This window comes from Thermasporomyces composti (genome assembly GCF_003386795.1).
In the GTDB taxonomy this organism is placed as follows: domain Bacteria; phylum Actinomycetota; class Actinomycetes; order Propionibacteriales; family Actinopolymorphaceae; genus Thermasporomyces; species Thermasporomyces composti.
Genome location: NZ_QTUC01000001.1, coordinates 2,766,507 through 2,779,055, shown reverse-complemented (window position 1 = coordinate 2,779,055; position 12,549 = coordinate 2,766,507). Strand labels below are relative to the sequence as shown.

Below are 12,549 nucleotides of genomic sequence, written 5' to 3'. Positions count from 1 at the left end.
GACCCGGTCCGAGTCCGTCATAGGACACGCACGCTGCCGAGACGACATCCCCGCGCGCTGGCGCGATGCGGCAGAGTAGGTCGAAGTCCAGACCGGAAGGAGTCAGATGTCAGACGCCTCCACGACCGTCGCCCCCTCACTTCCCCGGCGTCACATCCACCTCGACTTCCACACCGGACCAGGCATCCCTGACGTCGGCACCGACTTCGACCCCTCCACGTTCGCCGAGCCCTTCGTCGAGGCCGGGGTCGACGCCGTCACGCTCTTCGCCAAGTGCCATCACGGCCACCTCTACTTCGACACCGACCATCCGGCGCGACACCCTGGGCTGCCGGCCGGCCTGGACCTGCTCGCTGAGCAGCGGGAGGCGCTGCGGGCGGTCGGCATCAAGACCCCGATCTACCTGAGCGTGCAGTGCGACGAGTACGCCGCCAACACGCACCCGGAGTGGGTCGCCCTCGGCCCGGACCTGCGACAGGTCAAGCGGGCTTCCTCCGCCTTCGAGGCGGGCTGGCAGATCCTGGACATGTCCAGCCCGTACCAGGACTACTTCGCCGACCAGCTCGACGAGGTGCTGCGCCGGTTCGCGCCGGTCGACGGCATCTTCCTCGACATGTGCTGGGACCAGCCGAGCGTGAGCCGCTGGGCCGTGGACGGCATGCGCAAGGCCGGTCTGGACCCGACCGACCCAGAGCACCGGAGCCGCTACGCGCGCATGGTGGCGCACCGCTACATGGCGCGGTACCGGGACATGGTGCGCGCGGCGAACGCCCGGAGCCAGCCCGCCACGATCTTCTTCAACTCCAGGCCCCGGACCCTCGCCCCGCACGAGCGTGAGTTCGCCACCCACGTGGAGATCGAGGCCCTCCCCACCGGGGGCTGGGGCTACAGCTATACGCCGTTCATCGGGCGGTTCGTGCGCGCGTGCGGGCTACCGGCATTCGGCATGACCGGGCGCTTCCACCGCAGCTGGGGCGACAACGCCGGCTACAAGCCGGCCGCCGCCTTGAAGTACGAGGCGTGCCAACTGCTCTCCCTCGGGTTCGGGGTGAGCGTGGGGGACGTGCTCCATCCCCGGGGTGCTCCCGACCGGGCGGCGTACCGACTGATCGGTGACGTCTACCGACACCTGCGCGCCTGCGAGCCGTTCGTGGTCGACGGCGAGATCCGCACGGAGGTCGCGATCCTGGTGAGCCAGGGACCGGAGCTGGACCACGCGCCCGACGACGCGCAGATCGGCGCGGTGCGAGCGCTCCAGCAGCTCCGTCACCAGTTCGACGTCACGACGCCGGACGCGCGGCTCGATCGCTACCGGGTCCTCGTCGTCCCGGAGTCCACCCGCCTCGACGCTGCCGGCCGCCGAGCCCTCGCCGACTACCTCCACGCCGGTGGGAGCGCGCTCGTCGTCGGGGCGGCCTGTGCCGATGGGACCGCGCCGATCCTGCCGGAGCTGGGTGTGGAGGCGCTCGAGGAGTCGCCGTACACCCACACGTTCCTTCGCCTGACCGACCCGCTCCGCGACCTCGCGGGGTCCGTCTCCGACCGGGACACGGTGGTGTACGAGCGCGGCCTGCGCCTGCGGCCGTCCGCCACCGCCACGACGTTGGCGACGGTGGTCGAGCCGTACTTCGAGCGTTCCTACGACAACTTCTGTGGGCACAGCTACACCCCGCCCGACCGCGAGACCGACCACGCGGCGATCGTGGAGAACGCGGTGGGCCGGGGCCGGGTCATCACCGTCGCGGAGCCGCTGCTGTACGCGTTCGCCCGCCACGGCTACGTCGCCTACCGCGAGGTGCTCGGCGCGTGCCTCCGGCGCCTCCTGCCGGACCCGCTGCTTCGCGCCGGTGGACCAGCCCACCTGGAGACCTCCGTGGTCGACCGGGGCGACACCCGGGTCGTCCACCTGCTGAGCTTCCTGCCGTCTCGCCAAGGTGACCGGCTCGACCTGGTGACCGATCCCTTCCCGCTCGTCGACTGTGAGCTCGCCATCCGGTGGGACGGCCCCACCCCGCGGGTGACTCTGCAGCCGCACGGGCAGGAGCTGCCGGCGTCGTGGGAGGACGGCTACGTGCGCACCACCGTCACGCTGGTCGACGGCCACGGCCTGGTCGTCGTCTCCCCGCGGTGACGACGGCCGGCGTAGAGCCACGATTGCCACAGGGTTTCACGAGGAGCGCCCGATGCTGAGCCAGATCGGGCCGTCGAGGAGGGCCGAGCGGTGAGTCCACTCCGGACCGGGGTCATCGGCCTCGGCGAAGTCGCGCAGATCATCCACCTGCCGATCCTGCGCTCGCTCCCCGAGCTCTACGACCTTCGCGCAGTCTGCGACATCTCCCCGACACTGCTGAAGACGGTCGGCGACCGATATGGCGTCCACGCCAGGTACACCGACGCGACGACCATGCTGCGCGAGCAAGAGCTCGACTGTGTCCTCGTCCTCACCAGCGACGAGTACCACACCCAGTACGTCGTCGAGGCCCTGCGGCAAGGCGCGCACGTGCTGGTGGAGAAGCCGATGTGCCTGAGCCGTCGTGAGGCCGACGAGGTGATCGACACCCGCGACCGGACCGGACTCACCGTCATGGTCGGTTACATGCGACGCTTCGCTCCGGCGTTCGAGGAGGCCAAGGCGAAGGTCGCCAGCCTCGGTCGGGTCAACTACGCGAGGGTGCGCGACATCATCGGCCGGAACCGGCTCATCATCGAGCAGACCACCCCCGTCGTCCGGCCACCTGATGTTCCCTCCGACGCCATCGCCGAGCGTCGCGCGCGGGGCCGACGTCTGGTCCGGGACGCGATCGGGGACGTGCCGGACGACCTCGTCGCCGCCTACCGGCTCCTGTGCGGCCTGGGCTGCCACGACCTGTCTGCCCTGCGGGAGCTACTCGGACGACCCCGCGGGGTCGCGGCCGCCCGGCACTGGCAAGGCGGCGGCTTCCTCGCGGCCTTGCTCGACTACGACGACTTCGTCGTCACCTACGAGACCGGCGTCGACGAGCAGCGTCGCTTCGACGCGCACATCGAGGTCTACGGCGAGACGTCCTCCGTGCGGGTCCAGTACGACACCCCCTATGTCCGGCACTTCCCGACGCTTCTGGTGATCGAGGAGACCTCCGGCGACGCGTTCACCCGGACCGTGACCCGGCCGCATCTGAAGGACCCGTACACCCACGAGCTGGAGTACTTCCACCGGGCCGTCACCGAGGGCTTCCCGCCCAAGACCAGCCCGGAGGACTTCGTGGCCGACCTCGATCTGTTCGCCGAGATCATCCGGGTGCTCGCCGGTCGCTGACGACGCCGGCGAGCGAGCGCGCGGGATGGAGGCGCCCGGGGCGCCTGTGCCCCGGGCGCGGTGCTATCTCACTCGCCGACGCTCACGCCGTAGGGCCCAGAGCACCAGACGTACTGGTGGCGGAACGTGAACTCGTCGTGCGCGTAGACCGGATGCGCGGGGTCGGAACCGGTGGGGAGTGGGTGGACGTCCGCCGCGCGGGCGACCCCCAGACACAGCTCGACCTCGTGGATCGTCGCCGGCACGGGCGGTTGGCCGCCGACCCCCTGGTACGGATACCGGGTTGTCGTCGGCACATCGGTCTCGGCGTGCGCTTCCACGGAGCGGCCGGGTGGGACCACCGTGCCGTGCAGCACGTGCCGCGCGTGGACCGCCACCCCGGGCGGTGTCGGGAACACCTGCTTGGTGAGACGTGCGCCGAAGGAGCCGGTCCCGATCGCGTAGAACGCCTCCGCTACGGGTTCGGCCGGGTTCGGGCTGTCCCGCGCGGGCACCCCGTCGAACACCACGATCGGCTCGTCACCACCGTTGGCGACCTGGTAGTCGATCGCGAGGCGGCTGTCGCCGAGCTGGGTGACCTGCGCGGAGATGCGAACACCGGGCGGTGGGGTCCTCGCCGGTGTCGGGTCGCGCGTCGGTTCGCGCGTGGGCGTGGGTTCGGTCGTGGGCGGGGGATCGGGCTCCCGGCTCGGCGCGGTCCACGGCTCGGGCGACGAGCCGGCGCCACAGCCCGTGAGCGATCCGACGACCAGAGCCGACACGAGGACACCGACACGCCACCGACTGACCCCACTCCACGCCATGTCGTCGGCTCCTCCCATCCCCGGTGTCATGGACGCGTCTCCACCAGCCACCCCGTCACCGTGTGGGCATAACCCTGGACGCCCGCCGGACGCTTCGGGTTGCCTCGTGATGTCCCTCGCGGCGAGGCATCCGCGGAACCTCGGGCTCATGCCGTCACGCCGGCGGGCGAACTGGGGACATGCGGAGCCACGGCGGTTCGGCCGGCGCGAACGGCACGGTGCCGGCTCGGGCACATGGGTGTCAGCGCTGGACGCTCGACAGGACCGACGAGGCGTCGATGAGCCACTGACCACCCTGGTTCACCAGCGTGTAGAGGTGACGCTCGACGAAGACCCGGCCGTCCTTCCGCACGTACGTGACCTGGGCCGTGACCCGGTTCCCTCCGGCGTCGCGGACGTTGGTGACCGACACGCTCGCCATCTGGTTCCAGAAGCTCTGGTAGCCACCGAAGCCTCGCGCGGTCCTCTGCTGATACCTCGGGGTCAAGCGCGCCCAACCGACCTCGAGCTGGTGAGGCATCAGGGCGTAGTACTCGGTGATGGCGGCGACCTTGCTCGCTGGCGCAGGCGGTTGCGCAGGCGGTGACGAGGGCGGTGGCACGGTCACCGTCACCGTCACCGTCGGTGCTGCCGTCGGACTCGCCGACGGCGACGGGGTGGGCGTCGGTGTGGACGACGGTGGCGCCGACGCGACCGAGCTCACCTGTGGCGAGGGTTTGCTCGCGTCGTCGAGCTGCCGACTCGTGTCCCGGTCGCCGAACGCCGCCCATGCCGCCGCGACGACGGCACCGATGAGGGCGAGGAGCAGCACGACGACCACGACCACGGGCACCCAGCGGCGACCGGTGCGGTCGGTCCAGAGCTCATCCTGGCCCGGGAGCCACGTGGTGGCGAGCGGCGCGCCCTGGGGAACAGGCGTGAGCGCCTCCGTGGGTCCGGGCGACACGAGGTCACCCGACCTGCCGTCCGCTGACCTGACGTCCCCTGCGTCGCTCTCACCTCGCGCGGCGCCACCCGGTGTGGTGTCACCCGGGGTCGTGTCACCCGGTGTGGTGTCGCCCAGCGGCGCGGAGTCCTGCACCCCCGCCGACTCGGTGACCGGCTGGCTCAGGGCGAGTGTGGGAGCGGCCACGGCGTCAAGCCGATGTGTCACCGCCGCTGTGGCGTCAGGCTCGGCCCGCTCGGACACCTCGCCGTTGCCGAGAGCCGCCGCGGCGGAGGCCGGCGACTCGGAAGCCGAGCTGACCGTGGGCGCCTGAGCGTCCGCCGGCTCGGTTGTCGGAACCTCGGTGCTCGAGGGCTCGGTCCTTGAGAGCTCGGCGGCCGCGTCCTCGTCCGTGGCCGCCTCCGAGTCGACGGCCTGGTCGGCGTTCGCGTCCTCGTCCGTGGCCCGCCCGACCGCGGCGCCATCCCCAGCCGGGTCGGCCGCCTCCTGGTCCGTCGTCGGCTGTGCCGTGCCGTCGACCGCTTCGTGGTCGGTTGTCCCTGGACCGGTCGCTGCCTCGTCAGCGGTCTCGATCCCGTCCGTCGTCGAGCTGTCCCCGACCGCGGGCCGCGACAGCCGGCTCGTCTGAGGTACGCGGGCCTCGTCGATCGCGGACGTCTGGGCGTCGTCAGGCCGCCTCGCCGTGTCCCCGCCGAGGTCTTCGTCGAGCTGCGGTGGGGTGACAGTCACGGCCGGCGCGTCCGTCGAACCCGGCGCGGACGGCTCGGCCGCCCGCGCTGTCGGAACCGGCTCGGAGTCGACCGGCGCCCGGCGCCCGGCGCGGCGGACGCGCAAAGCGTCCAGGAGTCCACTCCCCCGGCGTGTGGTCACCCGAGGTGACGCGGCGCCGCCTGACGCGGCGAGCGGCTCGGCTGCGGGCACGGCCACGGTCGACGAGCCGACGGCCGTGTTCCCCACGCTTCCGACGGCCTGGGCCTTCGCGGTCGGGGCCTCGGCGACCTTGGCCTCGCCCGACGTGCTCTCCGGCCGCAGGACCGCCGTCTGCGCGTGAGACGCTCGCGACTCCGCCGCGGGCCGCAACGCACGCGTCTCGACGGCCTCCTGGTCTGTCTCGGCGGCGCTCGTCTCCGTCGCCGCGAGCGCGGCCAACCGCTGGGTCGGCGCGAATCCCGCTACCACGTTCGCGAGCGCGACCGCCGCCTGGGCCATGGTCGGCCGCTGCTCGGGGCGAACGTGGAGGAGACGCAGCAAGACGCCGGTCAACGGTCCGGCCCGGCGCGGCGGTCGGATGACGCCGGACGCCACCTTGTGGAGCAGCGCAATGGCGTTCTCGTCCCGGCCGAAGGGCGGCTCGCCCTCGACCGCGGCGTACAAGGTCGAGCCCAAGGAGAACACGTCGGACGCGAAGGTGGCGTCCCCTCCTCTCGCGACCTCGGGCGCCAGGTAAGCGGGCGTGCCGGAGATCAGCCCGGTCGCGGTCAAGGTCACATCACCGACGGCCCGGGCGATCCCGAAGTCCACGAGCTTGGCCATGCCGTCGACGCCCAGGAGCACGTTCGCCGGCTTGATGTCTCGGTGCACGACGCCGGCCGCGTGGGCGGACGCCAGTGCCTGCGCCATCTGGACACCGATCCGGGCGACCTCGGCCGGGGTGAGACTGCCCCGTTCGGCGAGCACCTCCGCCAAGCTGCGTGACTGGACGTACTCCATGACGAGGCAGGGGTGCCCGTCGTCCTCGACCACGTCGTAGATGGCGACGACGTTCGGGTGCTGGATGCGCGCCGCGATGCGACTCTCCCGCATCGCGCGCAGCTTGGCCTGTTCAGCCTCCGGTCCCGTCAGGTACGAGGGCACGAAGAGTCGCTTCACCGCGACGGGGCGGTTGAGGCGCTCGTCGCGCGCCTGCCACACCACCCCCATGCCCCCGCTTCCGAGCCGAGCGGTCAGCCGGTAGCGCCCGGCGATCAGCCGCCCGTCATCGGTCATCGCAGCTCCCCCAAACCCGCGGTCCCCCACGGCGCAGGTGCTCGTGGGACACGCCTTGGACCAGAACTTGACATGGTGCCATGGCCGTGGCGGACCCCGCGGACGACGCGAGACGACCGCCCGTGATGCCAGGAGGCTGACTCACCTGCGCGACGCCACCCCCTCCTACACCCATCATCCGACAGGCGTGTCAACTCGTGGGCGCAGCTCGTCAGGTTTGGTGGTGAGACACCTCAGGCAGCTCGGGTGGCGGGCGCGGTTACGACCCGCCGAGGTGACCGACGAACCAAGACGCCGCCAGCCCGGCGACCTGCTCCAGAGCGCCGGGCTCCTCGAACAGATGCGAAGCGCCCGGGACGACCTCCAGCCGCTTCTCGCCTGGCAGGAGTTCGAGCGCCGCCTCGTTGAGCTCGAGGACTGTGGTGTCGGCGCCGCCGACGATGAGCAGTGTGGGCTGGCGCACGATGCGAAGGAACTCGCCGGCGAGGTCGGGTCGACCGCCTCGGGAGACCACCGCCGTGACCACCTCGGGTCGCGCGGCTGCCGCGATGAGCGCGGCGGCGGCGCCCGTGCTCGCGCCGAACAGGCCCACCGGCAGATCCGCGGTCGGCTCGTAGGTCGTCACCCAGTCGGTGAGCGCCGCGACGCGGACGGCCAGCATGTCGATGGCGAACCGCAGCTCACCGGTGCGGCGGTCGATCTCCTCTTCCCGTGGGGTCAGGAGGTCAGCGAGTACCGTGCAGAGACCCGCGGTCCGGAGCTCGTCGGCGACGTAGCGGTTCCGTGGGCTGAAGCGGCTGCTGCCGCTCCCGTGCGCGAAGACCACGACACCGCGCGCGTGGTCGGGAACGCCGAGATCGGCGTGCAGCTCGACGCCCGCGACGGGAACCCGTTGGGACTCGTGAACCTGGACGACCATGGCGTCCCCCTCCCTCGCGGGGAGCCCGGCGACGGGTACGTTTCGAGCCTACTCGTCACTGGCGACCTCATGTCCGAAGGATCGAGGTGGCCGGTTTCAGGTCACAGGCCTCGAGTCCACGTGACCGCCGGGTCGAGAGTCACCGTCCGGATCCGCGGCGCCGCCCTGGCGACGGCCGGGCTTAGTCCCAGGCTCAAGCCGAGGAACGTCCCGAGCGTGGACGTTTCGGCCACCCACGGCGTCGCGTCCCGACAGCGCCCTCGCGACGTCGGCGTGGTCCCCGACGTGAGGGTCAGGGCTCGGCTCGACCCCGACGTCGGCCCGCGCGTAGGCGACGAAAGCCTCTCGGGCCTGCTGAGCGGCCGTTGGGCCCGCGTCGAGCGCCTCGAGCCAGCGGTCGGCCAAGGGCTGGATCCCGGTCGGCCCCAAGAGCCGGACCACCTCGCGCGCCTGGCACAGGTCGGTCCACACGCGGGCCTGCCGCTCGGACGCCTCGAGGATGATGTCGGAGGTGTTCCCGATCCACTCCAGGCCGGTCCACTCCGCCCCGGACCGATCGATCGCGCGACGTGAGCCTCGCCGTGCCGCCACGACCTCGGCGGTGGCCCGCTCGTACTCCCGCACCAGGCACATGAAGCGCGCGTAGGCGTCTCGACGCTCCGTCCTTCGAGCGTCTTCCAAGCGCTGCGCCGTCTGCACCGCCTCGAGGTGCTCGCCGCGCAGCCGATCCCGTCGCCGGCCCTCCGAGTCCTCGTCGCTACGCACCCACCAGCGCGGTCGCGACCGCCGACCGAGCCCTCGAACGGACTCGTGGACCGCACGTACCACACGCGACCGCGCGGCCACGGTCGTGACCGCCGCGACGAGCATCCCAGAGAGCAGGATGACTCGGCACAATCGTCGACCCCACGTGGTCCATCCGCTCATGGCACCTCCTAGGTCCCTACGGACGGTACTCGCGTTACCACACATGGTCATCAATCGCGACGAGAGTCGCGCAGACGATCACGCACCGCACTCGGCTGATCGACTCCCCTCGACGAGCCACCCGGCCGGCGAGCCATCGACCGCAACCGTCGACTCACACCCGACCTTGGTGCTCGATGAGGCGAAGCGGGTCACACGCGTCGCGACACCCGGAGGGCAAGGGCTCCGACGCCGACGTGATCACCGAGCGCGATCGTCAATGTCTCGTTGACACCAACGGCGTGGTCGGCCGCAGGCGTTGGCCAGCTCGCGTCGAAAGACCGTGGAACCAGGAGCTCGCTTGGCGCGTCAAATGCCCTTTGGGACAGCGGCAAGATCACACGCGAAAAAACGGATATACCGGACCACTGTGTTGCGCGGTCCGGTCAAGCGCTGGTAGCAATGCCCTGTCTAAAGGGGAGGGAGACTCAATGCGGGATAGCGCCAGCAGCGGGACTGACGCCCCCATCACCAACACTCCAAGTGATTACGAGCGCATCGGCGGCGCTCCAGCTGTCCGTCACGTCGTCCAACGCTTCTACGAACTCATCCTCGCTGACCCCCAGCTCGCACCCTTCTTCGACGGCGTCGACATGCCGCGTCTCAAGCGACACCAAGTCCTGCTCATTTCCCAGGTCCTCGGCGGACCCGCCGAATACGACGGCCGAGACCTGCACGACGCTCACGCGCATTTGCGCATCGGCAGCGACGACTTCGCTCGCGTCGTGATGCATCTCGTCACCGCGTTGCGCGAGGCCGACGTCGCCCCCGACATCATCGACCGGGTCGGAAGCACGCTGGTCGCCCACGAAAAAGACATCGTCACCGCTGGGACGCTCTGAATTCATGGACACCGAAGCTCTCAAGAATAGCTGGGAGCTCGTGATAAAGAACGGCGACGAGGTGCCGCTGTTCTTCTACTCCCACCTGTTCCTGAGCAATCCCGAGCTGCGCGAGATGTTCCCGGTCTCGATGGCCGCGCAGCGGGACAAGCTCGTGAGCGCGCTTGGCCACATTGTCAGCTACGTCGACCACCTCGACGAGGTCACCGCCTTCGTCGAGCAGCTCGGCCGTGACCATCGACGATTCGGCGTCATCGCCGAGCACTACCACAGCGTGGGCGCGTCATTGCTCGCCACCCTACGGCACTTCCTCGGGCCCGCCTGGACCGACGAGCTCGCCGCCGACTGGGCCTCCGCCTACGGCATCATCGCGAGGATCATGGTGCAGGCCGCGGAAGCCGCCGCCGCGTCGGAGCCCGCCTGGTGGGAAGCCGACATCGTCGCGGTCGAGCGGCGCACTCTCGACATCGCCATCCTGCAGGTCAAGCCACGTGAGCCGTACACCTTCCGGCCAGGCCAGTCCTTGGCGGTGGAGGTACCCCAGCGGCCACGGCGTTGGCGCTACTACAGTCCCGCCAACGCTCCCCGAGAGGACGGCACGCTCGAGTTCCACGTCCAGCTCGTCGACGGTGGACAGGTGAGCACCGCGATCGTCCAGTCCAGCCGGGTCGGTGACACGGTACGCATCGCGGCCCCGATCGGCGAGCAGCTGACCCGCGAGCCCGGCGACACCCGTGACCTCTTCCTCGTCGCGGGTGGCACCGGCCTGGCACCCCTGCGCGCGGTCCTCGAACAGATCGACCGAGAGTGGCTCGCCCAAGGCAGCGCACCCAACGTCCACCTCTTCCACGGAGCGCGCGTGCCGTGGAACCTCTACGAACGCGAACGACTCACGCAGTTGGCCAGCCGTCCCTGGTTCACCTACACCGAGGTGGTCTCCGACGACCCGACGTTCCCCGGGCCGCGGGGCCTGGTCGGGACCGTCGCCGCGCAGAGCGGGCAGTGGCGGGGCAGGGTCGCGATGGTCTGCGGGTCCCCGCAGATGGTCGCTCACACCGTGTCGGAGCTGACCAAGGCGGGCATGCCCCGTCAGGACATCCGAGCCGAGGACTTCGCCTTCGAGCAACGACCCACAGCGTCAGGCAGCAGGTCAGGTGACGACCGATGACAGAGCTCTCCCCGCGGACCACACGCCACATGTCCCCTCGGGCCATCCGCAACGCCACCTTCAGCCACCGGATGCGAGGCCTGGACGAACAGGAGGTTCGCGCCTTCCTCGAGACGCTCGCGACCCAGATCGAGGAAGCCGACGCCGAGCGCGCCAAGCTGCGCGCCGAGGTCGAACGCCTGCGCGCCGAACGCGACGCGAGAACCGAGAGCACGGGCGAGATCAACGCGCACGCGGTCGCGCTGTTCAGCCAAGCTCAGCAGGTCGCCGATCGGCTCGTCGCGGAAGCCGTCCAGCACGCGCGTGACCTCATGGCGAACGCCCGCCGGCAGCAGCGAGAAATCCTGCAACGCGCACACGAGGCGGCGCAGAAGGCCGCACAGCGCAGCGATGCGGCAGCGGAGAAGGTCGAGGCCGGTGGCTACCAGCGCCCGATCCCGGAGATCGAGTACGTCCGCACGTTCGCCCGCGTGGCGCAGGTCCAGCTCAAGTCCGTCCTGGACGCCCTGGCCGAGGAAGTCGAGAAGCTCGGCGACCTGCCCCGAATGCCCGCCCCGCAACAGCAGCAGCCCTCGCCACCGCCACAGCAGCAGCTCGCCCAGATCTCAGACGTCTCCTGGTCGGTCTCCGTTGGCGCGTCCGCGACCACGGCGACGACGACGTCGCCGTTCGACCCGCGCTAGGCCGGCTCGTCAACGAGCTCCCGAGGCGGGTCGACGCCGAGGTCTCGGCGGGCGTGCGCGAGAAACTCGTTGCGAGCTCGCGTCGCGGCCGCGAGGTCGCCGCGTAGCAACTCGACGAACCACCGGTCCATCGCCTGCCGGACCGGGCTCGGGGCGAGCAGCCGCACCATCTCCCGCGCCTGCGCCAGGTCGTCGCGAAGGTGTTCCTGAGTCGACGTCAGTGCGGCGAGCGTCGGGTCGCCGGTCGTCGCGGGCTGGTCGGCGGGGCCGAGGCCCAAGCCTCCAGAGGCGTGGCGCTGAGTCGGCTCCTCCGCGTCCCGACGGGCGCGGCGCAGGTCGAGAGTCGTGTGCTCGTACCGCCACGCAGCGGCGAGCAAGGTGGCGTAGGCGTGCTGACGCTCTCGCAGCATCACCAGCTCCCGGCGGTCGCGTAGCTCGGCCTCCCAGCGGGCGCGCTCGGCGGAGCTGTGGCGCTCGAGCAACCTGAGGACGCCTCGCGTGCCGCGACGGGCGCCCACCGGTGTCGCGACCATCGCCACGAGCGCTCCCGCCAACGCGGCGGCCGCGAGGAGGAGGTAGCGCTGGACGTCCGCGTCGAGCCCGTTCCACCAGTCCATCTCGCCCACCAGCCCTCTCTCGATACGCCACGACGCGGCGCCGCCCGTCACGCACCGTCCGGACGTGAGGAGCTGGGACATCCGCGACGGCAGGGACGCCGATGCGCGACACCGGGCGCGCAGTGGCTCGGGCGATGAAGGCGGCACGTCCCTGGCCGTTCCGTCCCTACCCGGCTGCCCTACCCGAGTGGGTGGTCCGCTATGCCCGCGTGCGAATCGAATGGGACACCTGGCCGTCCCGCCCTGGGCAAGCGCGAGTTGGCATGGCGAGTCACCGAATGCTTCGCTGGCTAGCAGGGCCCCAGTCCTGCGAGGTCGCCTGGC

At 70.9% G+C, this 12,549-nt stretch carries 10 protein-coding genes; 5 read left to right on the top strand and 5 right to left on the bottom strand.

What is annotated here, in order from left to right; all coding sequences use genetic code 11:
* The first annotated feature begins 106 nt into the window (after positions 1 to 106).
* Entirely contained in the window at positions 107 to 2,131 is a 2,025-nt protein-coding gene (locus DFJ64_RS12035) for an alpha-amylase family protein (protein ID WP_115850537.1), read from the top strand.
* A 90-nt stretch (positions 2,132 to 2,221) separates the two neighbouring features.
* The gene (locus tag DFJ64_RS12030) at positions 2,222 to 3,295 is read left to right on the top strand and encodes a Gfo/Idh/MocA family protein (RefSeq protein ID WP_115850536.1); all 1,074 of its coding nucleotides are present in this window, start codon (positions 2,222 to 2,224) and stop codon (positions 3,293 to 3,295) included.
* A 68-nt stretch (positions 3,296 to 3,363) separates the two neighbouring features.
* Here DFJ64_RS12030 and DFJ64_RS12025 read toward each other — a convergent pair whose 3' ends face one another.
* The 4 genes from DFJ64_RS12025 to DFJ64_RS12010 all read right to left on the bottom strand — a co-directional run bounded on the left by DFJ64_RS12025 (position 3,364) and on the right by DFJ64_RS12010 (position 8,876).
* The gene (locus DFJ64_RS12025; RefSeq protein ID WP_147304685.1) at positions 3,364 to 4,098 is read right to left on the bottom strand and encodes a hypothetical protein; all 735 of its coding nucleotides are present in this window, start codon (positions 4,096 to 4,098) and stop codon (positions 3,364 to 3,366) included.
* Positions 4,099 to 4,339: 241 nt separating this feature from the next.
* On the bottom strand, positions 4,340 to 7,030 hold the full coding sequence (locus DFJ64_RS19705) for a serine/threonine-protein kinase (protein WP_211310589.1): 2,691 nt from the start codon (positions 7,028 to 7,030) through the stop codon (positions 4,340 to 4,342).
* Positions 7,031 to 7,289: 259 nt separating this feature from the next.
* Positions 7,290 to 7,949 carry a dienelactone hydrolase family protein gene (locus DFJ64_RS12015; protein WP_115850534.1) on the bottom strand — a complete coding sequence of 220 codons (660 nt, stop codon included), beginning with the start codon at positions 7,947 to 7,949 and terminating at the stop codon, positions 7,290 to 7,292.
* Positions 7,950 to 8,045: 96 nt separating this feature from the next.
* Positions 8,046 to 8,876 carry a hypothetical protein gene (locus DFJ64_RS12010; RefSeq protein WP_147304684.1) on the bottom strand — a complete coding sequence of 277 codons (831 nt, stop codon included), beginning with the start codon at positions 8,874 to 8,876 and terminating at the stop codon, positions 8,046 to 8,048.
* 470 nt (positions 8,877 to 9,346) lie between these two features.
* Between DFJ64_RS12010 and DFJ64_RS12005 the strand changes: the two genes are divergently transcribed.
* Genes DFJ64_RS12005 through DFJ64_RS11995 form a run of 3 tightly spaced genes read left to right on the top strand, consistent with a single transcriptional unit; the run spans position 9,347 to position 11,608 of the window.
* The gene (locus DFJ64_RS12005; RefSeq protein WP_115850532.1) at positions 9,347 to 9,757 is read left to right on the top strand and encodes a group I truncated hemoglobin; all 411 of its coding nucleotides are present in this window, start codon (positions 9,347 to 9,349) and stop codon (positions 9,755 to 9,757) included.
* A 4-nt stretch (positions 9,758 to 9,761) separates the two neighbouring features.
* Positions 9,762 to 10,925 (top strand): globin domain-containing protein, encoded by a 1,164-nt coding sequence (locus tag DFJ64_RS12000; protein WP_115850531.1) that lies wholly within the window; start codon positions 9,762 to 9,764, stop codon positions 10,923 to 10,925.
* Positions 10,922 to 11,608: a DivIVA domain-containing protein gene (locus tag DFJ64_RS11995; RefSeq protein WP_115850530.1), complete on the top strand. Its 687-nt coding sequence runs from the start codon at positions 10,922 to 10,924 to the stop codon at positions 11,606 to 11,608. The genes DFJ64_RS12000 and DFJ64_RS11995 overlap by 4 nt, the downstream gene beginning before the upstream one ends.
* Here the strand turns inward: DFJ64_RS11995 and DFJ64_RS11990 are convergent.
* On the bottom strand, positions 11,605 to 12,306 hold the full coding sequence (locus tag DFJ64_RS11990) for a hypothetical protein (protein ID WP_147304683.1): 702 nt from the start codon (positions 12,304 to 12,306) through the stop codon (positions 11,605 to 11,607). The two genes, DFJ64_RS11995 and DFJ64_RS11990, sit on opposite strands and share 4 nt — an antisense overlap.
* Positions 12,307 to 12,549 lie beyond the last annotated feature (243 nt).